We start from the raw sequence: 22,525 nt of genomic DNA, 5'->3' as shown, positions 1-22,525 counted from the left end.
TTGAACGCCATGGTCTGCGCGCCGATCTGCACCGTGCCGCTGCTGGGAATATAGGCGCCGCCGAGGATCTTCAGCAGCGTCGACTTGCCCGCACCGTTCTCGCCCATCAGGGCGTGCACCTGCCCCGGGTGGGCGGTGAAGCTGATGCCGTCCAGCGCCTTGACCCCGGGAAAGGTTTTGCCGATAGCGTCGAAACGCAGGGCCGCCGCCGTCATTTCCACAGCCCGATCTTGGTCAGTTCTTCCTGGAAGTTGGCGCGGGTGATCAGGGTCACTTCATCCATGGCCGTGTACTTCGGCGGCTCGGTGCCCTTGGTAACCCACTCGTACATCATCAACGCAGTGTTGTAGCCCTCGATGTGCGGGCTTGGCAGCATCGAGCCGAAAAAGCCGCTGTTGGCCTTCTTCAATTCGCCGATGGCGTCGGTGCCATTGATGCCGATGCCGATCACATTGGCGGCGGCGAAACCGGCGCTTTCAGTGGCGCGCACGCCGCCGAGCACGGTGTTGTCGTTCATGCCGCCGATGATCAGGTTTTTCGCGCCGCTGGGCAGCTTGACCAGGGCCGAGTTGGTGGCGTCCATGCTGCCGGGGACGTCGAGGGTTTTCAGCGCGGCGGTTAGGATATGGTCCTTGGGAATGCCGGCTTCTTCCAGGGATTTGATCGAGCCGTCGGTGCGTTTCTTGCCGGTGTCGAGTTCATTGAAGGTGTTGATCACCGCATAGGTGTCCTTCCAGTCCCAACCGCGTTTTTTCGCCTCGGCAGCCATGGCCGCGCCTTGTTTCTGGCCCACTTCAAACGCGGCCATGCCCAGGTACGGCACGTCTTCCATGAAGTTGCCCTTGGCGTCGACAAAGCGATCATCCACGGCAATCACTTTCAGGCCGTTGGCCTTGGCCTTGGCGACGATGGCCGGGCCCAGGGACACATCCGGCGGGCAGATCACAAAGCCCTTGGCGCCGTTAGCGGCCAGGCTGTCGATGGCCGAGAGGGTTTTCTCGCCATCGGGCACGGCGATCTTGATCACGGTAAAGCCATGTTCCTTGCCGGCTTTTTCGGCAAAGGCCCATTCGGTCTGGAACCACGGTTCCTCGGCCTGTTTGACCAGGAAGCCGATCTTCACTTCTTCAGCGGCCAGCAACAGCCCGCTCAAGCTCATGGCCGAGACCGCCACAGCGGCGCAGCACAGGGAACGGATACCACGACGACGATGATTCATACGGGTGACTCCTTGTTGTTGTTTTTTGTTTGCTGTTTTTTGTAGGAGCGAGGGGGACGCCTAGTTCTTGCTCGCGAAAAACGTTAACGATGACGCGTACATCCTGAATGCACGCGGCGCGCTCAGGCTTTTCGCGAGCAAGCTCGCTCCTACAGTGAAGCGGTGCAGCTAACCGGCAAAGCGATGGCAAGGCATGCCGGGTACATCGACTTCGATGGCCAGCACCGCACCGTCCAGAGGGTGATCCAATGGGCTGGCGGCGCTGGTGATATACAAAGTGGTGAGGTTGGGGCCACCGAATACGCAACTGGTGGGGCGACTCACGGGCAACTCGATAATGCGGTCCACCTCCCCCTCGGGCGTCAGGCGCAGCAGGCAACTGCCGTCCCAACGGGCGTTCCAGATGTAGCCTTGACTGTCCATGGCCGAGCCGTCCGGCCCGCCACGCTCATGGGGGCCGAACCACACCTGTGCCGGCTCGAGTTGGCCGTCGGCCTGGATCGAATACTGGTAGAGCGTGGCGTCCAGGCTGTCGCCGAAATGCACCTGGCGGCCGTCCTCGCTCCACAGTAAGGTGTTGGGAATGCCCAGGCCGTGAAGCAACGGCGTGACCTGCGCATCCGCATCGATGCGAAACAGGCCGCCGGAGCGCCGCGTGATCGGCAAGTCTTCGCCGTGTTCGCCGATGTTGTTCTGCATGGTGCCCAGCCACAGGCGGCCCAGGGCATCGCAGCGCGCTTCATTGCCACGGTTGCCCGGTTGCGGGTCGGCCACGCACAACAGGGTCAGGGCTTCGGTGGCCAGGTCCAGGCGGTAGACACCGCTGCTCAAGGTCACCAGCGCATCACCGCTTTCACACGGGATAAACGCCGAAACGTGCTCGGGCAACTGCCAGATCTGCAACTGCCCGCCCATCAGGCGCAGGACCTGTTTGCCGGCGATATTGACCCAGTACAGCGCCTGGGTCGGCACGTCCCAGAACGGGCCTTCCCCCAGTTGCGCACGGTGCTCAGTGACAGCGGTACACGACATGACGCCTCCTGATAAGTGTTTACAGCGAGTCGCGGGATGGCGTGCCATCCACCAGGCGCTGGATGCGCAACGGGTTGGCGTTTTTCAACGCGTCAGGCAGCAGGCTATCCGGGTAGTTCTGGAAGCACACCGGACGCAGGAAACGGTCGATGGCCAAGGTGCCGACCGAGGTGCCACGGGCATCCGACGTCGCCGGATACGGGCCGCCGTGCACCATCGAATCGCAGACTTCGACGCCGGTCGGGTAGCCGTTGAGCAGGATGCGCCCGACTTTCTGTTCCAGCAGCGGCGTGAGTTCGGCGAACTGTTGAAAGTCTGCCGGTTCGCCAATGATCGTCGCCGTGAGCTGGCCGTGCAGGCCGTGCAAGGCAGCGCTGAGTTGGGCTTGATCAGCAACTTCGACAAACACCGTGGTAGGGCCGAAGACTTCTTCCTGCAGCACTTCATCGCCATCGATCAGCAAGCGCACATCGGCCTTGAACAGCTGCGGTTGCGCCTGATTGCCCGCCTGGGTGCTACCGGCCAAATGCTGAATGCCAGGGTGCGCCAGGAGTTTTTCCAGGCCTTTGCCGTAGCTGCTCAGGGTGCCGGCATTGAGCATGGTTTGCGCCGGTTGCTCACCGATCAGTTGGGCGACCTGTTGGGTAAACGCGGTGAACTGCGGCGAAGCGATACCGATCACCAGGCCAGGGTTGGTGCAGAACTGGCCGCAGCCTTGCACCACCGACGCGGTCAGATCCCGAGCGACAGCATCCGCCCGCGCTTGCAGGGCCTGGGGTAGGACGATCACCGGGTTGATGCTCGACATCTCGGCAAACACCGGGATCGGCTGCGGGCGTGCCGCGGCCATATCGCACAAGGCGCGACCGCCCTTGAGCGAGCCGGTAAAGCCCACTGCCTGGATCGCCGGGTGCTTGACCAGCGCCTCACCGACGCCGCCGCCGAAGATCATATTGAACACACCGGCGGGCATCTCGGTGGCTTCAGCCGCACGGATGATGGCATTGGCCACCTGTTCAGCCGTGGCCATATGCCCGCTGTGGGCCTTGAACACCACGGGGCAGCCCGCCGCCAGCGCCGCAGCGGTATCACCACCGGCCGTGGAAAACGCCAGGGGGAAGTTGCTCGCGCCAAACACGGCCACCGGGCCCAGGCCAATGCGGTATTGGCGCAGGTCCGGGCGTGGCAGCGGCTGGCGATCGGGTAACGCCTTGTCGATGCGTGCGCCGTAGAAATCACCGCGACGCAGCACCGTGGCGAACAGGCGCATCTGGCCACTGGTACGCCCACGCTCGCCTTTGATACGGGCGGCAGGCAGCGCGGTTTCGCGGCAGACCAGCTCGATGAAGTTATCGCTCAGGCCATCCAGCTCGTCGGCGATCGCGTCCAGGAACTGCGCACGGCGCGCGGCACTCAACGCACGGTACGCCGGATACGCAGCGGCGGCGGCCTTGGCGGCGGCGTCGACTTCTTCCGGCGTGGCCTGATAGAAATCCTGCGGCAAGGTTTCGCCCGTGCTGGCATCGACGCTGTGCAGCTTGACGCTGCCGTTGGCGCTGCGCTGGCCGCCGATGTAGTTGTGGCCGAGGAACTGGGTCATGTTGATCTCCTTAAAGGGGGGTGACTTGGCCGGGTTCAAAGGCCGCATCGCTGCTGCCGACGCCATTGACCAACGGCGCGCCGAACTCGGCCTGGCTGATCTCGAACACATCGCCCGGTTGGGTACGTATACCATCGGCGAATGACAGCGTGGCGGTACCGAAGAAGTGAATATGCACATCGCCCGGCTTGAGGAACTGGCGGTATTTGAAGTGGTGGTACTCAAGATTTTCCAGGCTGTGGCACATATTGGCCTCGCCACTGAGGAATTCGTTCCGCCAGATTTCCTCGCCGTTACGCAGGATGCGGCTGGTGCCGGCCAGGTGCTGGGGCAACTCGCCCACGCGCAGTTCGGGGCCGTAGCTGCAGCTGCGCAGCTTGGAATGGGCCAGGTACAGGTAGTTTTTGCGCTCCATGATGTGGTCGGAGAACTCGTTGCCCACTGCAAACCCCAGGCGATAGGGCTTGCTGTCCGGGCCGATCACATACAGGCCGCCGATTTCCGGTTCTTCACCGGCGTCTTCGGCAAACGGTGGCACCGGGAAGGCTTCGCCTGGGCGCACGACGATGCTGCCGTCGCCCTTGTAGAACCATTCCGGTTGCACACCGGCCTGGCCGGCAGCGGGCTTGCCGCCCTCCACGCCCCATTTGAAGATGCGCATGGTGTCGGTCAAGGCGCTCTCATCGCCGGCCTGCTGGTGCATTTTGTCCCGCGCCGAGGCGCTGCCCAGGTGGGTCAGGCCGGTGCCGCTGATGAGCATATGGGCCGGGTCCGGGTGGTCCAGCGGTGGCAAAATCTTCAGGTCGGCCAGCAGTGCGGCGTAGTCATGGCTGTCGCCCAGGCCCAGGCTCTCGACCTGCTGCTGCAACTTGACGCCCGCCTCGATGGCGGCCAGCGCCAGTTCGCGCACGCTGCGCGCGGTACGCACTTCGCGCACTGTGGCGCCTTCTACAACGCCGACCCGGCGTTCACCGTTGCTTGACTCGAACTGAACTAAACGCATCAGACTTCTCCCAGATTAAGTACGTGTGGCGCCACGGGCGCTGGCGGCGAATTGATCGGCGGGCAGTACGTGCTTGCGCTCCAGCAGGCGGTAGACCACGCCGGTCAAGACCAGCCCGAACACCATGACCCCGGACAGGAAGTACAAGCCCGAGGCGAGGTTGCCGGTGTATTCCTTGAGCGCACCGATCACGAACGGACCGATATAGCCGCCGAGGTTGCCCACCGAGTTGATCAAGGCAATGCCCGCCGCCGCACTGGCACCGGCAAAGAAGCGCCCCGGCAAGGTCCAGAACACGGCGGTGCAGGAAAACATCGCAAACGCCGCCAGGCACAGCGCGGCCATTTGCAGCACCGGCACACTCAGCCAGGCGCTGAAAAACAGGCCGATGGCGCCCAGCACATACAGCACGGCCAGGTGGCCGTAGCGATCATTCAGGCGGTCGGAACTGCGCGGGATGATCAGCAGGCCGATGATGCCGAAGATGTACGGCACGGCGGAGATAAAGCCGGTGACCAGGTCGGTGCCGCCAAACTGTTTGATCAGGGTCGGCAACCACAGGCCCAGGCCGTAAATGCTCAGGGTCACCGGCAGGTAGAACAGCGCCAGCAGCAACACGCGTTTGTCCTTGAGGGCATGCAGCGGGTTGCCGTGGCGGGTCTGGCCGTAGGCTTGCAGGTCCTTGGCCAATTCATCGGTGAGCCAGGTTTTTTCCGCGTCGCTCATCCATTTGACCTGCTTGGGGCCATCCGGCAGGTAGCGCAGCACTGGCCAGGTGAGCAGGATCGCCGGGGTGCCGATCACGATGAACAGCCACTGCCAGCCATGCAGGCCGAGGATGCCGTCCATGCCCAGCAGGCCGCCGGACACCGGGCCGGTGATCATCATCGCAATCGGTTGGGAGAGGATGAACAGCCCGAGGATCTTGCCGCGATGGCGCACCGGGAACCATTGGGTGATGTAGTACAGGACGCCGGGAAAGAACCCGGCTTCGGCAGCGCCGAGCAGGAAGCGCATCACATAAAAGCTGTGCGGCCCTTGCACGAAGGCCATGCCGATGGTGATCGCGCCCCAGGTGATCATGATCCGCGCGAACCAACGCCGTGCGCCGAAGCGGTCGAGCATCAGGTTGCTGGGGATCTCGAAGAGGAAGTAGCCAATGAAGAACAACCCCGCGCCCAGGCCATAGGCCGCATCGCCGATACCGACGTCGGCGCCCATGTGCAGCTTGGCAAACCCCACGGCGGAACGGTCCACGTAGGCGATCAGGTACAGCAGGATCAGGAAGGGAATCAGTTTCAGCGTGATGCGCCGAATAAGCCGCAGTTCCTGGCTCATGGGGTCGATCTCCGATTGTTGTTTTTATAGAAGCTCGGGGGACGCCTCTCGCGAAAATCCGCCAGGGTCATACCTCAGTTAAGCCAGACTATATAGTAGGACTATTTGCAAAACAACTCTTCCAAAGCATCGATTTTGCGCTTATGTTTAAGCACGCATAGAACATATAGTCATACAATAAGAGAATCGATCATGTCTGATAAAAAGCCCGGCCTACGCTCCGCCCAGTGGTTTGGTACCGCCGACAAAAACGGCTTCATGTACCGCAGCTGGATGAAGAACCAGGGCATTGCCGACCATCAGTTCCATGGCAAGCCGATCATCGGCATCTGCAATACCTGGTCGGAGCTGACCCCGTGCAATGCGCATTTCCGCCAGATCGCCGAGCACGTCAAACGTGGCGTGATCGAGGCCGGTGGCTTCCCGGTGGAATTCCCGGTGTTCTCCAACGGCGAATCCAACCTGCGCCCCACCGCCATGCTCACTCGCAACCTGGCGAGCATGGACGTGGAGGAAGCCATCCGCGGCAACCCGATCGACGGTGTGGTGTTGCTGACCGGCTGCGACAAGACCACCCCGGCCCTGCTGATGGGCGCCGCCAGTTGCGACGTACCGGCCATCGTGGTCACCGGTGGGCCGATGCTCAACGGCAAGCACAAGGGCCAGGACATCGGCTCGGGCACCGTGGTGTGGCAGCTCAGTGAACAGGTCAAGGCCGGCACCATTACCCTGGATGATTTCCTCGCGGCCGAAGGCGGCATGTCGCGCTCGGCGGGCACCTGTAACACCATGGGCACTGCGTCGACCATGGCCTGCATGGCCGAGGCACTGGGCACGTCCCTGCCCCACAACGCGGCGATCCCGGCGGTGGATGCGCGGCGTTATGTGCTGGCCCATATGTCCGGCATGCGTGCGGTAGAGATGGTGCGCGAAGACTTGAAGCTGTCGAAGATCCTCACCAAGGAGGCGTTTGAAAACGCCATCCGCGTGAACGCCGCCATCGGTGGTTCGACCAACGCCGTGATCCACTTGAAAGCCATCGCCGGGCGCATCGGCGTCGAGCTCGACCTGGACGACTGGACCCGCATCGGTCGCGGCATGCCGACCATCGTCGACCTGCAACCGTCCGGGCGCTTCCTGATGGAAGAGTTCTACTATGCCGGTGGCCTGCCCGCCGTGCTGCGTCGCCTTGGTGAAGCCAACCTGATCCCGCACCCGAACGCCTTGACCGTCAACGGCAAGACCCTCGGCGAGAACACCAAGGACTCGCCGATCTACGGCCAGGACGAAGTGATCCGCACCCTCGACAACCCGATCCGCGCCGACGGCGGCATTTGCGTGTTGCGCGGCAACCTGGCGCCACTCGGCGCGGTGCTCAAGCCGTCGGCAGCCAGCGCCGAGCTGATGCAGCATCGCGGCCGTGCGGTGGTGTTCGAGAACTTCGACATGTACAAGGCGCGCATCAACGACCCTGAACTGGACGTGGACGCCAACTCGATCCTGGTCATGAAAAACTGCGGGCCCAAGGGTTACCCAGGCATGGCCGAAGTCGGCAACATGGGTTTGCCGGCGAAACTGCTGGCCCAAGGCGTGACCGATATGGTGCGGATCTCCGACGCGCGCATGAGTGGCACCGCCTACGGCACCGTGGTCTTGCATGTGGCGCCGGAAGCCGCTGCCGGTGGACCGTTGGCCACCGTGAAGGAAGGTGACTGGATCGAACTCGACTGCGCCAATGGCCGCCTGCACCTGGACATCCCCGACGCAGAGCTGGCGGCGCGCATGGCCGACCTGAAACCGCCGCAGAACCTGATCGTCGGCGGCTACCGCCAGTTGTACATCGATCATGTGCTGCAGGCCGACCAGGGTTGCGACTTTGACTTCCTGGTGGGTTGCCGTGGGGCTGAAGTCCCCCGGCATTCCCACTAATTGGGATGCTATGATGCCGCGAATTTAAGTCAGAGCATCCCTGTCGTTATGGATCACCAGCCGCCCAAGCCGCGCAAGAGCATGCATGCCCAGATCGTTCAGGACTTGGGCATGCACATCGTTTCAGGTCGCTTCAAGCCCGAAGAACGGCTGCCCATGGAGGCCACGCTCTGCGAGGAGTACAAGGTCAGCCGTTCGGTGTTGCGCGAGGCGACCCGGGTGCTCAGCGCCAAGGGCCTGGTGTATTCCAAGCCGCGGGTGGGCGCGGTGGTGCGGCCGCGCTTGAAATGGCACCTCCTCGACCCGGACGTGTTGTCCTGGCTGATGCAGTCCACGCCCCACAGTGAATTCTTCAATACCCTGGCCGGTGTGCGGCGCATCCTCGAGCCGGAGATCGCCGCCATGGCCGCGACCACCGCCACCGATGAAGACATCGCCACCATCGAAAAAGCCTACCAGGGCATGGAAACCGCGCAGACCCACGAACAGCTGCTGCAGGCCGACCTGGACTTCCACCGCGCCATTGCCGATGCCACCCGCAACGACCTGCTCGCCTATATGTGCAACATGCTGTCGTTGCCGCTGCGCGAGTCGATCAACATCACCAACCGCCGCCCGGACATCCAGGGCCTGAGCCTGCCCCGGCACAAGGCGATCCTCACCGCGATCCAGAACCGCGACGCCCTCGGCGCGCGGCATGCGTCGCTGGTGCAGCTGGATGACACGCGAGTGGCGTTGGATACGGTGATGAATGTGCTGACGCCGCTATAACCCGATAGAGCTTCCACGCTCAACTCGGCGCAAGGGTCAACGCGTCGACATCACGGCCGACTTGACCGGTAGCTCGGAATATTGCGGGTGCTGCTTGACGAAGGTGCGAACGGACTGCTCCTGTCGATCCACCACACAGATGCCAATGCTGGGGTAATCAACGGTGCAGGTCCCCAACGCAAGGAGTCCGCAGTTTTTCACGCCATAGATCGCGGCCGGGCGAGCCGCGAGCGGGCAACCATAGGTCATTTCGCCCACGTAATTGATTTGTCCATTGGTGACGGTAAAGCGCAGCGGCTTCGAGTAGGGTCCCATCACGCCACGACGCGAGCCAAGGTCACTGACTTCATAGGTGCCTCCAGGCAACCATGCCGAGTAGTAGTCCTTGGGGCCCCAGCCATAGTCTTTGCCGGTGTCCACATTGTGAAAGCTCATCCAGGTTCCGTAGGGCCCACCCTCGATCAGTGCGCCCAGGACAAGACCTGCGTTTTCGGCGGAATAGACTTTTGAATCCAATGCCATTTCAGGTGGCAATGCCGAGCAGGCACTCATCAAGGCCACGGTTCCGATCACAAACAACTGACTTATTTTGCGCATTCAATCCTCGGTCCATCGAAAAAAGTTCAACTTTGCCAGTATCATGCGGCACTTCTCAACATCGGCGTTAAGGATGACCCCCCTTCCATGAGTAATTTATTTGCAGGCCGTGCGCTCGGCGCAACATTTTTCGCGTTGATATTGAGCGGCTGCAGCGTGTCGGGTACGTACCCCGATGCCACCGGACCGGATGCTGCCAAGCTACGATTTGTCAGCGACATGAGCAGCGCCACGCTGAGTGTAATAGATGCGCAACATTGCGATGGACAGACCACCGGCATCCTTAACAATCTGTTCCTGGCCAACACCCGCAGGCGGGCGGACATGTCGATGCCGCCGGTCTCCGAAAAAACGCCCTACCTGGAAATCCGCTTGCCCGCCAACAAAGAACTGTTCCTGCACTTGAATACCCAAGGCACAGGTTCGGTGTGCGGCATGGCTTTCACCCTCACTCCGCAAAACGGCGCGGAATACGAGGTGACGTTCACTGGCGCAGGCCGCCAGTGTGTGACGACACTCAAACGTCTGCATTCAGTAAAAGGCCAGGTGGTGCGCTCACCGGTCCCGGTGATCAATAAAGGGCTGCCCAGCTGCGTAGGTGCCAATGCGCTGTTCCCCGCGCCGCCGAAAGGCCTCCCCGCCACCCCGGAGCGTGATGCCTTGGCCGAGCAGATTATCGCCCCGAGCATCATTGCGGAAATGAAACCCCAGGCCAGCCCGCTGGACGACAGCGCGCGCGATCACGCAACTGATCTGGTGGTCAACAAGCGCAAGGCCCAGATGAACCTTGATCTGCCGGATGCCTATTGGGCGCAGTATCGTCAGAACGTCGTGAACTACCTGGTCCAGGCTCAGGGCGTAAAGGCCAAAGCACTTGAGCAGTACAAGGTTGAGTACCGTGCGCGCCTCTCACGGCTGGACACGCCCACGTTAAGAACCCTGGTGCCCGATACCCCGGCCACCGACATCACTCAGGCATTGGCTGTCAACGGTGCGATGCTGCAGTACTACCGGCAGTTGAATGGATTGCTGGAGAAAGAAGCAATGGCCGACAACTGGGCACACATGGCCGAATTGGATAAGCGTTATGGCGTGTGTGAGCGGTATGCGCAGTGCTGGCAGAATTGAAGGACCTGACGACGCCTTGTGAAACTTAACGCCAAGGGCTTGGTGTATGCCAAGCCCGGATGGGCGCGGTGGATCAGTCACAGCGTCATCGGCCGATCTACCGTCATCGGGGCATAGGTATCTACACATTTTGAGCAAGCTTGCGCATAGATACCGTCTTATCAAATACCGCGCAAATCCGTAGATACCCATGGTCATCGGGGGCAAGCCCCCTCCCACATTGAAACCGTGTAGGCCGTTAGAGGGTGTAGGCGATGCCGACCTGCACCGTGCGCGGTTCGCCGGGGTAGGCGTATACGTTGCCGAACGCACCTTCTTCATAGTCGCGATTGAACAGGTTCTTCACGTCCAGGTTCAGCCGCACCTTGTCGTTGACCTTGTAGTAGCTGAGCAGGTCGACCACGGTGTAGGCATCCATCGAGAAGGCGTTGTTGGAGGTCTGCCCGGCCCGTTCATCCACATACTTGCCACCCGCGCCGAGGCCCAGGCCCTTGAGGGCGCCGTCCTGGAACTCGTAGACGTTGAGCAGGCTGAAGCTGTTACGCGGGATGTTCAGCAAGCGCGTGCCGCTGCGCAGGGTGTTGTCCTTGGTCACTTCGGCATCCACGTAGGCGTAGCCACCGATCACACGCCACTCGGGGGTGATATTGCCCGCCACGTTCAGGTCGAAACCACGGCTGCGCACCTGGCCGGCGGCGACGCTGAAGGTGGAGTCGAGAGGGTCGGTGGTGAGCACGTTTTTCTTCTCGATCTGGTAGATCGCGGCGTCGACACTCAGTTGACGGTCCAGGGCTTCCCACTTGATGCCCATCTCGTAGGATTTGCCTTTCTCCGGTTCAAAACCACCGCCCTGGCGACTGGCGCCGGTGTTGGGCTTGAACGAACGCGCGGCGTCGGCGTAGACCGCAATGGTGTCGGTGAGGTCGTAGATCACGCCCACGCGTGGGGTGACGGCGTTGTCGCTGGCTTCCCAGCTTTTACCGCCCGGCACGTAGGTGTGGTAGTCGTGTTCAAAGCGCTCGAAGCGTGCGCCGGCGAGCACTTTAAGGCGCTCGGTCAGGGCCACCTGATCCTGCACGAAGGCCGCGTAGGTCTTGAGGTTTTCCTTGTCGTGGGTCGGCGTGCGCGTGAGGTTCGGGCGCGCCTGGCCGTAGACCGGGTTGAAGATGTCGATTGAATAAGCACCCACTGCGCCGCTGGAGCGCTGGATGATCGACTTGTAGTCGTAGTCTTCGAATTCGACGCCGGTGAGCAAGGTGTGGTCGAAACCACCGGTGGAGAAATGCCCGGTGAGGTTGAGCTGGGTGTCCTTGTCGGTCCACTCCAGTTTGCGATAGTTGAAGTTGCGGCCCAGGGTGCGACCGTCGGCGGCCAGGCCGTTGGCTTCAATGGCATTGCCTTGCAAGGTGCCGTCCAGCCATTGGAAACCACCGCCCAGGGTCCAGCTGTCATTGAGCAGGTGCTCGAAACGCAGCTGGGCCATGCTGTTGTCGTTGTGCAGTTTGCCGACGTCTTTTTCACCCCAGAAGGTGTCGCGCGAGGCAGTGCCTTTTTGATTGGGGTAGCGCGTCAGGCCACGGTCCAGCGGGTGGTTGTTGCGCATGAAGTCGCCTTCGAAGATCACCTTGGTGTCATCGCTGGCCTGCCAGGTGATCACCGGGGTCACGCCGTAGCGTTCGGTCTCGACGTGATCACGGAACGTGTCACCGCCCTCGCCCACCACGTTCAGGCGATAGGCCAGGCGACCTTGTTCGTCCAGCGGGCCGGAAGCGTCGAGGGTGGCGCGCTGCATGCCCTGGTCATCCAGTTGGCTGCCGAGGGTCACGGTCGGCTCGGCCAGCGGTTGCTTGGACACCACGTTGAAGGTGCCGCCGGGATCGCCACGGCCATACAGCACGGTCGCCGGGCCGCGCAGCACTTCGAGGCGTTCGATGGTGTTGGCGTCCGGCATGTTCGGGTAACCGCGGTTGATCGGGAAACCGTTGCGGTAGAACTCGCCGGTGGTGAAGCCACGTACGGTGAAGGTGGTGAGCCCCTGGCCGCCGAAGTTATTGGCGCGGCCGACGCCACCGGCGTAGTCCAGGGCGTCCTGCAAACGGGTGGCGCCGATGTCTTCGACCACATCCTTGGACACGACGCTGATGGACTGCGGGGTTTCATGAATCGAGGTGTCAGTGCGCGTCGCACTCGCCGAACGTGTGGCGTGGTAGCCCTTGACCGGCCCTTGAGCCGTCTCGTAGTCCGCCTCGCCGGTGACATTGGTGGCTTGCAGCTCAAGACTGGCCTTGTCGGCAGGGACAACCTCGGCCCAGGTAAACGGGGAAAACGCCTGAAGCACGCAGAGGGAAATCAGGGTACGACGCATGGATGTTGAACCTAGTGAATGAGCCAGATGGGGCGGCAAACCTGCCAAAAATTCGCGCGAATGGTATACCAATCCATTCGCGTTTGACATCTGTTCTCATTCGCTATTTTTCAGGTAACCCCTTGGTATCGACATGCAGGAAGTTTGATGCGAACCCAATGTGGGAGGGGGCTTGCTCCGATAGCGGTGGATCAGCTGAAAATAAGCTGGCTGTTCCACCGCTATCGGAGCAAGCCCCCTCCCACATTTGGATTTCTATATGTCGTCAGGATCCGATCAGCGATACCGCTCCAACCAATGGGCGTAAGGCGCCGGCAAGGTCCAGGACGACTTCTCAACCCCCAGTTCCTTGGCCGCAAAGTACGCCCAATGCGGGTCAGCCAGGTGCGCACGACCGACCGAGACCAGGTCCAGGTGCCCAGCCTGCAACGCACCTTCCGCCAGTTGCGGCGTGCCAAAGCCCCAGGCCGAGGTCACCGGGATGCCCGCTTCGCGGCGCACGCGCTCGGCGATCGGGCCCATAAAGGCCGGGCCCCACGGGATATTCGTGTCGGGGATGGTGAAACCGACGCTGACGCTCAGCAGGTCCAGGCCGCCGGCCTTGAAGTTACGGGCCAGTTCGATGGATTCGGTCAGGGTCTGTTCGTCCCGGCCGTCGTATTCGATCACGCCAAAACGCGCGGTCAGCGGCAGGTTTTCCGGCCAGACCTCGCGCACGGCAGCCAGGGTTTCCAGGAGGAAACGGCTGCGGTTGTCGAAGCTGCCACCGTAGGCGTCGGTGCGCTGGTTGGAATGCTCGGAGAAGAAGCTCTGGCCCAGGTAGCCATGGGCGAAGTGCAGTTCGATCCACTCGAAACCGGCGTCACGGGCACGGCGGGCGGCGTCGACGAAGTCCTGCTTGACCCGAGCGATGTCGTCCAGGGTCATGGCGCGTGGCACTTGCGGCAGGTTGGCACCAAAGGCGATGGCCGACGGCGCGATGGTTTCCCAGCTGCGCGCATCGGAGGCAGGTATGTGGTCGTCCCCTTCCCACGGGCGGTTGGCGCTGGCTTTGCGACCGGCGTGGCCGATCTGGATGCCGGGCACCGAACCGGCGGCCTTGATGGCCTTGACCATGGGCACGAACGCTTCGGCGTGGGCGTCGCTCCAGAGACCGGCGCAGCCTGGGGTGATACGCCCCTCGGGCGCTACAGCGGTGGCCTCGACCACCAGCAAACCGGCACCACCCCGAGCCATACTGGCCAGGTGTACGAGGTGCCAGTCGTTGACGATGCCGTCATCGGCCATGTATTGGCACATTGGCGGGATGGCGATGCGATTGCGCAGGGTGACGTCTTTGAGTGTGAACGGTTCGAACAAAGCGGACATTGAGAACTCCGGGAGCGAGTGGATGATTCGATAGTTCGATGGTAATCGAACTATGGTATTCGATGATAGCCCCCTGTTATGATTCGTTTCATGCGAGCCTTTAAACACCCCACCCCGGAAGACCTGACCCTCGAGCGTCTGCTATACGCGCTGAGTGATCCGGTGCGCCTGGAGATTGTCCGCTGCCTGGCCGGCGTGCCCGAGGCCAGTTGCGGCGAACTGGACGGCGGGCGCCCCAAGTCCAGCATGTCCCACCACTTCCGGGTCCTGCGCGATGCCGGCCTGGTACACACCCGCAGCGTGGGCACTACCCACATGAATTCATTGCGCGGCGAGGTGCTTGAGGAACGGTTTCCGGGATTGTTGCAGAGCATCCTGACGCAACGATAAAAGCCGGATCAGTCCAGCAGCGCGATCAGCTGCGACTCGATCGTCATTTCCCGCACGTCCAGCACCGCCAACGTCACCGGCAACTTGAAGCGCCGCCGCCCTGCACTGCCGGGGTTTACGTACAGTGTTGCGCCCCGCCATTCGATCAGGGGCTTGTGCGAATGGCCGGTGATCACCAGCCGAGTAGACGTGTGGAGTAAGGCGGGTACGTCGGCGATATCATGCACCACCAACGTCCGCCATCCGTCCACCTCCAGCATCAGATGATCGGGCACCTGCTCCGCCCACGCCGCGTCCTGGTCATTGTTGCCACGCACCACGTGCAGGGGCGCGATCTGTGCCAATTGCTGAAGAATCTCAGGGCTGCCGATATCGCCGGCATGGATGATCTGCTCGCATCCCTGCAAGGCCGCCACCGCTTCAGGCCGCAGCAGGCCATGGGTATCGGAAATCACGCCAACTCTGGACATCGTGGTCCTATTTTTCGGATGAAGGCGCAGCGAGCGACTGCGCTCTGTAGGTTGTGTAAATCTTTTGAACCTCAGGATTATCAAGGCTTTCGTAGGTAATCCTTTCCTTATCAAGCCCATCCAGACCTTTTAGGCCACCTATCATTCCTGGCCATTCATCACGATGTGCAATATCGACCACGAAGGGTTGCAGGTAATCATTCAGATGCCCTTTAAACGGCTCTTTGATTTCCGCACTGAGTGCCCGGAGGTAATCATCCTTGTTGGTTTTTGACCATTCAATGGCGAACTTGGCTCGATAACAAAGCTCCATGAAAACAAGCAGAATCGTGCGCCCATTGCCATCGAGAAAAGGATGCGCGAATGCCAACTGGCCCATGACGTCACCAGGGCGATCCCTGAAGCGCTTCTTGTTCGACGCCAACTCAAATGCATAGTCGACGGAGAGTCTGATCGATGCCGGATGCTCAAACGGGGTATGGTGTGGATCGTCTTGAGAACCTTTGAAAACGGCAAGATGTGGAACAAGCTCAGTTCGATCCTTACCCGCCCAGTGATAAAAATCAGAGAACAGGAGCTCGTGTACTTTGAGTACGGACGAGTAATCGATACTTTTTTTAGGCCAAGTATCGAAGCGAGTCTTCCATGCTCAGTTCGAACGATAGATGCTCTGACTCTTTTACTTCGATGGGATCTTTAAGCTGTAGAGCATTTTGAAGGTACCCAGCGGTCTCAAAATCGCCGAAGGGATCAAAATTCATGCGCTTAGCTTCTTCTTGGAGCGTCGCTTCTCTTGGAGGTAACTGCCCTGAAGCGCCATGGTTTCCGATTTACTCAGAACGCCCTTCCTCTTGAGATTGACCAACAACTGCTCCACACCATCCAACTCGACCACATCGCCAGCCAGGCTAGTAATCGCAGCAGCCATCCGGCTTATGCCATCACGCTCAGCGGTAACATGATGAGCCCTGGCCAGGCGACGCACGTGGCTGGCAATACTGATATCGGCTGTTTTAGTCATCTGAAATCCCTCAATTAGCCTCCTGAGCATAGCATGGTGCCCTCCTTCCACCTCAACCGAAGCGCACGTAACTTAAACGTTTCTGGTTCAGGGCGAACCTTCCCCGCAAGCCGGCGTTCGAGCTAAATCGCTCCGTGGCAGACCGGCGCGCCATCCAGATATACACGGTCCTTGCCGTTGCCCTTGGCGGCGTAGAGGTTGCGGTCGGCACGCTTGAGGACCGCCGACATATCGGCCCCGGCCGTAAAGCGTGTCATGCCCGCACTGCAGGTGTAGTGATGGGGCGGCGCGACACTGCACCGAATCCCCTGCAGCAGGCGCAGCGCGTAGTCGGTGGCGACATCAGGGTCATCGCCCACCAGCAGCACGCCGAATTCTTCACCGCCAATCCTGCCGAAACTGTGGCTGCCGGGGGTGGCTTTCAGGCACGCGGCCATCGCACAGAGAATCCTGTCGCCGACGTCATGGCCGAACTGGTCATTCTTCAATTTGAAACTGTCGATATCCAACATCATGAAGTAGCCCGTATCACCGGCCTCAATCAGTTTGGCAAAGCTTTCCATAAAGGCTCGCCGGTTCAGGATCGAGGTCAAATAATCCGTCTCGGCCAATTCCCGAAACTCACTCTCGACCAGTAACACGGAGCGCAGGTTTTTCAGGTAGTAGACATTCAAGACAGAACCGATCGCCACCGACGCGGCGCAAAAGATAAACACGTAGGTGTCGACGCCTGCGTAAAGGCTCAACTGAATGTGGGGCCACGTCAGTAACCAGACCAACGCGGCGCAGAACAGAAAATCCTGAACCACGATAAACAGGATTGCGCTGCTCATTACCAGGGTCACGGCCAGCGGCAAGGCAAACACCTGCAACGCAGGCCGGGTGTGAACCACATAGGCAAAACCTGCGGACAGCAGCGCCATGTAGGCCACGCCCAGCGCCCGCCACAGCACATACTGAGCCACCACCCGGTGGACCCCATACACCGCGCACAGACCCATCGTGACCAGCACGACCGGCCAGCCGAACATCCTCCCGCGATCAACCAGCAACACCGCCAGCCAGGCGAAAATCCCGATCAGTTCGGCCTGGGCAATGGCGGGCGACAGCAGCCTTTGCATCCGTGGCCTGAGCTTTACATTAGCCGGCATCCCGTCACTCCCTGTGCATGAGTGGCCGCTTTATTATCGACATGACTCAGTTGAAGACTGTGCAGGCAGGTCGCAAACGAATACGCCATGAACCGCCTTACCAACACGATAAAAGGTGGCAGGACTTCAAGCAGTGTCTTGGAATGAATCTTGAAATAGCCCCGGTCGGCCCCCTCTTGCACCAGACGAATAACGTGGGTCTTGGACACCGAGAGTTGCTCAGCGATGGAAAGGTAGGACGAAGACCTGAAACTTGCCCCTTGATTATCCAGCGCACACGCATCGTTATAGATCGCCAGCATCAACATATGTCCGGCATCGCGTTTTACCAGCCAATAACAATCAGGCATCAACAGGTCAATCGTCACGTTCTGGCGCAGAAGCACCGAAAAACCTTTGAAATAACGGGCCAGATAGGCGCGATCATCCAACCCGGCCATTGACCCGCACACCTCGGTTTCCGGGCACATCACGCCCAGCGGCTCGACCACGGACGTAAGCATCAGCCTGATCTCCTCGCAGGCTTGGGATGACGGACTGAATACCCGCAAACGACTGTCATCCGCATGCCTCGACACCGTCATGAACCCCAGGACCCTGAACAGCAGGAAGATCGACTCCAGGCTGTTTCTCGAACAGAACCCGCGCGCCACACAAAACTCTTTCACCTCGGACAGTAAGGGAACTGGCTTGGAGAAATACGTGCTCAATAACGTAAAGGACACCATCAAGCGACTGAACTTCAGTGCGGTCTTGTAGAAAAACGGTCTTTTTGAATAGGACTCCAGCAAAATCGAATAATGGGTACGAATACTCGCTTCAAACTCCACATGGCGCTCAAACGCCCGCGCCGACTGTTCCATCGCCAACTTCAACGAACCACTGCACATGAGAAAGAGCCCTGATCAAACAACTTGGATCCACTGATCTCAATTGCAGCACCGATAATGGCGTTTTGCCTTGGGCGCAATCTAGCGTGATTAGCTCTGAGGACACCGTCGCTACCAAAATTGTTCCAGAAAACTCAGGCGGCTTAACCGTTTCAGGCGCCGCAGCGAACCTTCCCCGCCAGCCGACGTCCGAGCTAAGGCACTGTTGCCTACTGCTCGCCGCGAGGTTGTCGTTTGAAAGCCGCCATCATCAAAAAGTACCGCCTGATCATCAAGACCATGGGCTATGTGGGCTGGTCGCTGTTCTGGCTGTTGTTGTGGGACGTCGCCGTCACCGTGGACTTCATGCTGTTCCTCACCGCCAAGATCAACTTGCCGCTGATGCCCCTCACCCTGCTGGGCTCGGCACTGATCGTGCTCATCAGCTTTCGCAACAGCAGCGCCTATAACCGCTGGTGGGAAGCGCGCACGCTGTGGGGTGCGATGGTCAACAATTCGCGCAGTTTTGCCCGTCAGGTTTTGACCTTGCTGGACGATCCTGACGGCGAAGTGAACCCGATCAAGTCCACCCTGCTGCGCCGCCACGTGGCCTACGTAAATTGCCTGGCCGCGCACCTCAGGGGCGAACCGTGCCCTGATGAAGTACGCGCCTTTATCCCCACCGAGGAATTCGCCCGCAACGGCGCCACCAACAACTTTGCCAATGACATCCTCACCGGCTCGGCGGCGTTGCTGGCCCGCGAATACAAGGCCGGGCACCTGGACAGCATTCGCCTGGCGCGGCTGGAGTCGACCCTGGTGGATCTGTCCAATGCCCAGGGCGGCATGGAACGGATCGCCAACACACCACTGCCCTACCCTTACGTGTATTTCCCACGCCTGTTTATCTCGCTGTTCTGCCTGATCGTGCCCGTGGGCCTGGTGGAATCCCTGGGCTGGTTCACCCCGCTGGCGTCCACCGTGGTGGGTTTTATGCTGCTGGCCATCGAACGCATCGGCACCGACCTGCAAAGCCCGTTCCGCTCCAGCGAACACCAGATCCAGATGGAAGCCATCTGCGAAACCATCGAGAAGAACCTGCAATCGATGCGCCGCGACGCCCTGGCCGACCACTCAATCGGCTGATCACGCCCCGCGCCCTAAAGTGCGTGCCCCTTCGGTCGATAAACCGGAGGTACGCATGGGCCTTACCCCCTTCATAACAACACATGCGGCATTCAGCACTAGCGTTTCCCCTTGCCAAAACTATAAATACCCGCAGGTGAAGTCATGAATATCAAGCAGAAGCTGACCTGGGCGTTCGCGGCTATCGCGTGCCTCCCGGTCATCCTGGTGGCCGTGTTGGTAGTGCTGAATCTGCGCGAGGGGGCCCTGGCCAATTTCCTCGACAGCAGCGGTCGCGAGATCCGTCAGATCGACAACGGCATGAAGCAGTTCTTCGATGGCATCAGCCAGAACGTCGACTTCGTGGCCAAGGACCCGCGCGTTGTCGCGGCCAAGGATCTCAAGAGCTACGCCGGCGCCGACGCCGCGCAAATCCCCCTGACCCAGACCAACAAAGACCTGCTGGCGATTTTCGACCAGTTCGCCAAGAGCCACCCGAGCACCGCCTACTTGTCTTTGGGCCTCGCCGACGGCGGTTATGCCAGCTGGCCTGATGACACCAAACTGAACAACTACGACCCACGCGTACGCCCCTGGTACAAAGCCGCCATCGCCGCGCCAGGCGCCACCGTGCGCACCGGCGCCTATTACTGGGCACCGGACGACGTGGTCCTGATCGGCACCGTGCACACCGTCGCCGACGCCACCGGCAACATACTCGGCGTGGTCGGCCTGGACGTGTCGCTCAAGCAGCTCACCGAGCTGGTGCGCAACATCAAGCTGGGCGACAGCGGCTACCTGATGCTGGTGGAAGCCAACGGCAACGTGCTGGTGGATCCCAGCGACGCCAAGCACAACTTCAAGCCGATGGCCGACCTGGGCCCCAACTACGCCGAACTGGCCAAGCGCGGCGACGGCGTGACCCAGATCGACATCGACGGCGTGGCCTACATGGCCAACGTGGTCAGTTCCAAGGATCTGGGCTGGCGCTTTATCGGCCTGATCAAACGCGATGAAGTCATGGCCGGCGCCACCAGCCTCACGTGGTTGATCGCCGCGATTGCCGCCGCCCTGGCCGTGGTGTTCGCGATTGTCGGCGCCAGTTTTGCGAGCATGATCGTGCGCCCGATTCGCGGGGTGGCCGACGGCCTGCAGGAGATTGCCGAAGGCGAAGGCGACCTGACGCGCCAACTCAAGGTGCAAGGCAAAGACGAAACCGCCAGCCTGGCGGGCTGGTTCAACCAGTTCCTGAGCATGATCGCGCAACTGGTGCAGCGCATCGGCAACGCCTCTTCCGACCTGCAAACCGCCGCCGCCGACACCAGCGAAGTCGCCAACAACATGAACCAGGCCGCCGGGCGCCAACGTGAAGCCGTGGAGCTGGTAAGCACCGCGTTCAACGAAATGGTAGCCACCGCCAACGAAGTCGCGCGCTCCTGCAGCGCCGCCGCCGCGAGTGCCGACGAGGGCTACCGCGACGTGCACAATGGCCAGCAGCACATCGGCGAAGCCACCGGCAGCGTGCTCAAGCTCAGCGAAGACCTGCAAAAGTCGACCCAGACCATGCAGTTGCTGGAGCAGGACAGCCAGAACATCAACACCATCCTCGACACCATCCGCTCGATCGCCGAACAGACCAACCTGCTGGCACTCAACGCCGCGATTGAAGCCGCGCGCGCCGGTGACCAGGGCCGCGGTTTTGCCGTGGTCGCCGACGAAGTCCGCGCCCTGGCGCGCCGCACTGCCGACTCCACCGGTGAAATCGACAGCCTGCTGGGCAACCTCGCCCGCCGCACCCAGGAAGTCACCCAGCAGATGCAGGGCAGCCTGCTGGTGTCCCACACCAGCGTGGAACGCATCCAGCAGGCCCGCGACAGCTTCGACAAGATCCAAGGCTCGGTGGACTCGATCCGCGACCAGAACACCCAGATCGCCACCGCGGCCGAAGAACAGCACCAGGTGGCCGAAGAGATCAACCGGCACATCGCGCAGATCCATGCCGATGCGCAACTGGTCGAAGGCTTTGCCCACTCGGCGCAGACCGGATCTGGGCGGTTGACGGATATTTCCGGTCAGCTCAAGGGGTTGGTGGGGCGGTTCAAGTTCTGACCGCTGTCACACCGGGGTCGCCGGCGGGGGCGTGTATTGGCTACTATAGCCACGCACTCCCCGCCTCTTACCCAACCACTGCGGAGCCTTAATGCCCAACCCGAAGGACACGGCCACCGACAGCAGCACCCCGATGATTCCCGAGCAGCGTCGCGAACAGATCCTGCGGCAGTTGCGCAAGCATCAGGTGATGAGCGTGCACCAGTTGATGGAGATGTTCGACTGCTCGCACATGACCGTGCGCCGCGATATCGCCCTGCTGGAGCAGGAAGGCCGGGCGTACTCCGTCACCGGTGGGGTCCGGATCGCCAGCCAGTTGCACAGCGAACCCAGCCATCAATCCAAAGCCGTGGTGGAGTTGCCGCAAAAGCAGGCCATGGCACGACTGGCCGCACGGTTGCTGCACGCGGACATGACGGTGTACCTGGATGCCGGCACCAGCACCCTGGAGATCGTCCCGTATATCAAGGCGCTGTCGGGGATGACCGTGGTCACCAATGACTTCGGGATCGTGCAGGCCCTGATGGATGCGACACAGGTCACGGTGATCCACACCGGCGGCCAACTGGACCATGACAACCATTCTTCCGTCGGCGGGCTGGCCGTGGCAACCCTGCGCCAGGTGGTGACGGACATCGCCTTTGTGTCCACCAGCTCCTGGGATTTGCACCGAGGTATCACCACCCCCTCGGCGCTGAAAGTCGAGGTCAAGCAAGTGGCGATGCAATCGGCGTCCCAGGTGGTGCTGGTGGCGAGCAGTTCCAAATACGGCACCTTCAGCATGTACCGCATCGCCGGGCTGGAACCGTTCGACGTGATCATCAGCGACGACGCCCTGGCCCCGGCAGCGGCAGATGGCATCCGCAAGCGCGGGATTGAATTGATGCTGCCGGGTGATCCGTTGCCGGCGTGATGCCCTCCCTTTGTAGGAGAGGTCGAGCTTTAGCTAGGCTTCGATGGCGGTGGCAGGGTTGGTAGAGGTGTTGGCTGACATACCGCTATCGGGGGCAAGTCGAATCGTCGCACCGCCCCTCCCACAT

19 protein-coding genes and 4 pseudogenes are annotated in these 22,525 nt (G+C 61.1%); 9 read left to right on the top strand and 14 right to left on the bottom strand.

Features of this window, described 5'->3' with window-relative positions; translation table 11 throughout:
- Positions 1-215, bottom strand: a 215-nt coding sequence (locus Q8X51_RS19515; protein ID WP_407694890.1) for an ATP-binding cassette domain-containing protein, incomplete at its 3' end; no start/stop codon positions are given.
- Positions 212-1,219, bottom strand: coding sequence for a substrate-binding domain-containing protein (locus tag Q8X51_RS19510; RefSeq protein ID WP_065926374.1), 1,008 nt, complete (start codon positions 1,217-1,219; stop codon positions 212-214). The genes Q8X51_RS19510 and Q8X51_RS19515, both read right to left, overlap by 4 nt.
- 67 nt (positions 1,220-1,286) lie before the next feature.
- Between Q8X51_RS19510 and Q8X51_RS19505 the strand changes: the two are divergent.
- Positions 1,287-1,376, top strand: a pseudogene (locus tag Q8X51_RS19505) (outer membrane lipoprotein carrier protein LolA); the annotation flags it as partial.
- A gap of 11 nt (positions 1,377-1,387) precedes the next feature.
- Here the strand turns inward: Q8X51_RS19505 and Q8X51_RS19500 are convergent.
- Genes Q8X51_RS19500 through Q8X51_RS19485 form a run of 4 tightly spaced genes read right to left on the bottom strand, consistent with a single transcriptional unit; the run spans position 1,388 to position 6,192 of the window.
- Positions 1,388-2,251 carry an SMP-30/gluconolactonase/LRE family protein gene (locus tag Q8X51_RS19500; protein WP_407694889.1) on the bottom strand — a complete coding sequence of 288 codons (864 nt, stop codon included), beginning with the start codon at positions 2,249-2,251 and terminating at the stop codon, positions 1,388-1,390.
- A gap of 19 nt (positions 2,252-2,270) precedes the next feature.
- The gene (locus Q8X51_RS19495) at positions 2,271-3,851 is read right to left on the bottom strand and encodes an aldehyde dehydrogenase (NADP(+)) (protein ID WP_065926376.1); all 1,581 of its coding nucleotides are present in this window, start codon (positions 3,849-3,851) and stop codon (positions 2,271-2,273) included.
- 10 nt (positions 3,852-3,861) lie between these two features.
- Positions 3,862-4,854, bottom strand: a complete 993-nt coding sequence (gene araD1 / locus Q8X51_RS19490) for an AraD1 family protein (protein WP_065926377.1) — start codon at positions 4,852-4,854, stop codon at positions 3,862-3,864.
- Between the two features lie 15 nt (positions 4,855-4,869).
- Positions 4,870-6,192, bottom strand: coding sequence for an MFS transporter (locus tag Q8X51_RS19485; RefSeq protein WP_053139479.1), 1,323 nt, complete (start codon positions 6,190-6,192; stop codon positions 4,870-4,872).
- A 192-nt stretch (positions 6,193-6,384) separates the two neighbouring features.
- Between Q8X51_RS19485 and Q8X51_RS19480 the strand changes: the two genes are divergently transcribed.
- Together Q8X51_RS19480 and Q8X51_RS19475 are read left to right on the top strand one after the other, a co-directional pair.
- Positions 6,385-8,121, top strand: a complete 1,737-nt coding sequence (locus Q8X51_RS19480; RefSeq protein WP_027603618.1) for an IlvD/Edd family dehydratase — start codon at positions 6,385-6,387, stop codon at positions 8,119-8,121.
- Between the two features lie 48 nt (positions 8,122-8,169).
- Entirely contained in the window at positions 8,170-8,892 is a 723-nt protein-coding gene (locus Q8X51_RS19475) for a FadR/GntR family transcriptional regulator (protein ID WP_065926379.1), read from the top strand.
- Positions 8,893-8,928: 36 nt separating this feature from the next.
- On the opposite strand, the gene Q8X51_RS19470 is transcribed toward Q8X51_RS19475, so the two are convergent.
- Positions 8,929-9,489, bottom strand: coding sequence for a hypothetical protein (locus tag Q8X51_RS19470; protein ID WP_027603616.1), 561 nt, complete (start codon positions 9,487-9,489; stop codon positions 8,929-8,931).
- 87 nt (positions 9,490-9,576) lie between these two features.
- Here Q8X51_RS19470 and Q8X51_RS19465 point away from each other — a divergent pair, with 87 nt between their 5' ends.
- Complete coding sequence (locus Q8X51_RS19465) at positions 9,577-10,617, top strand: hypothetical protein (RefSeq protein WP_083221121.1); 1,041 nt, start codon at positions 9,577-9,579, stop codon at positions 10,615-10,617.
- Between the two features lie 238 nt (positions 10,618-10,855).
- Here Q8X51_RS19465 and Q8X51_RS19460 read toward each other — a convergent pair whose 3' ends face one another.
- Together Q8X51_RS19460 and Q8X51_RS19455 are read right to left on the bottom strand one after the other, a co-directional pair.
- Positions 10,856-12,982: a TonB-dependent siderophore receptor gene (locus Q8X51_RS19460; RefSeq protein ID WP_407694888.1), complete on the bottom strand. Its 2,127-nt coding sequence runs from the start codon at positions 12,980-12,982 to the stop codon at positions 10,856-10,858.
- A gap of 276 nt (positions 12,983-13,258) precedes the next feature.
- The gene (locus Q8X51_RS19455; RefSeq protein ID WP_065926381.1) at positions 13,259-14,350 is read right to left on the bottom strand and encodes an NADH:flavin oxidoreductase/NADH oxidase; all 1,092 of its coding nucleotides are present in this window, start codon (positions 14,348-14,350) and stop codon (positions 13,259-13,261) included.
- Between the two features lie 78 nt (positions 14,351-14,428).
- On the opposite strand from Q8X51_RS19455, the gene Q8X51_RS19450 reads away from it, so the two are divergent.
- Positions 14,429-14,740 (top strand): ArsR/SmtB family transcription factor, encoded by a 312-nt coding sequence (locus tag Q8X51_RS19450; protein ID WP_027603612.1) that lies wholly within the window; start codon positions 14,429-14,431, stop codon positions 14,738-14,740.
- Between the two features lie 8 nt (positions 14,741-14,748).
- Here Q8X51_RS19450 and Q8X51_RS19445 read toward each other — a convergent pair whose 3' ends face one another.
- The 5 genes and pseudogenes from Q8X51_RS19445 to Q8X51_RS19425 all read right to left on the bottom strand — a co-directional run bounded on the left by Q8X51_RS19445 (position 14,749) and on the right by Q8X51_RS19425 (position 18,245).
- Complete coding sequence (locus tag Q8X51_RS19445) at positions 14,749-15,210, bottom strand: metallophosphoesterase family protein (RefSeq protein WP_407694887.1); 462 nt, start codon at positions 15,208-15,210, stop codon at positions 14,749-14,751.
- Between the two features lie 7 nt (positions 15,211-15,217).
- Positions 15,218-15,971: pseudogene (locus Q8X51_RS19440) on the bottom strand (Fic/DOC family protein).
- On the bottom strand, positions 15,968-16,231 hold the full coding sequence (locus Q8X51_RS19435; RefSeq protein ID WP_137213080.1) for a hypothetical protein: 264 nt from the start codon (positions 16,229-16,231) through the stop codon (positions 15,968-15,970). The pseudogene Q8X51_RS19440 and the gene Q8X51_RS19435 overlap by 4 nt, the downstream one beginning before the upstream one ends.
- A gap of 122 nt (positions 16,232-16,353) precedes the next feature.
- Entirely contained in the window at positions 16,354-17,382 is a 1,029-nt protein-coding gene (locus tag Q8X51_RS19430) for a GGDEF domain-containing protein (protein ID WP_407694886.1), read from the bottom strand.
- Complete coding sequence (locus Q8X51_RS19425) at positions 17,367-18,245, bottom strand: hypothetical protein (protein WP_065926384.1); 879 nt, start codon at positions 18,243-18,245, stop codon at positions 17,367-17,369. The genes Q8X51_RS19430 and Q8X51_RS19425 overlap by 16 nt, the downstream gene beginning before the upstream one ends.
- A gap of 261 nt (positions 18,246-18,506) precedes the next feature.
- Here Q8X51_RS19425 and Q8X51_RS19420 point away from each other — a divergent pair, with 261 nt between their 5' ends.
- The 4 genes and pseudogenes from Q8X51_RS19420 (at position 18,507) to Q8X51_RS19405 (ending at position 22,398) form a co-directional block, all read left to right on the top strand.
- A complete protein-coding gene (locus Q8X51_RS19420) occupies positions 18,507-19,397 on the top strand; it encodes a bestrophin family protein (protein ID WP_065926385.1) in 891 nt (296 codons plus the stop codon).
- A gap of 144 nt (positions 19,398-19,541) precedes the next feature.
- Positions 19,542-20,621: pseudogene (locus tag Q8X51_RS19415) on the top strand (HAMP domain-containing protein); the annotation flags it as partial.
- Positions 20,622-20,969: 348 nt separating this feature from the next.
- Positions 20,970-21,485, top strand: a pseudogene (locus Q8X51_RS19410) (methyl-accepting chemotaxis protein); the annotation flags it as partial.
- A gap of 91 nt (positions 21,486-21,576) precedes the next feature.
- Positions 21,577-22,398 (top strand): DeoR/GlpR family DNA-binding transcription regulator, encoded by an 822-nt coding sequence (locus tag Q8X51_RS19405; protein WP_065926387.1) that lies wholly within the window; start codon positions 21,577-21,579, stop codon positions 22,396-22,398.
- The last annotated feature ends 127 nt before the right edge of the window (positions 22,399-22,525 follow it).

The organism is Pseudomonas sp. Yb2C2, from assembly GCF_052112325.1.
GTDB classification, from domain to species: Bacteria; Pseudomonadota; Gammaproteobacteria; order Pseudomonadales; family Pseudomonadaceae; genus Aquipseudomonas; species Aquipseudomonas marginalis.
Note: the sequence above shows the minus strand (reverse complement) of the source record. Positions and strands in the feature narration are given on the sequence as shown.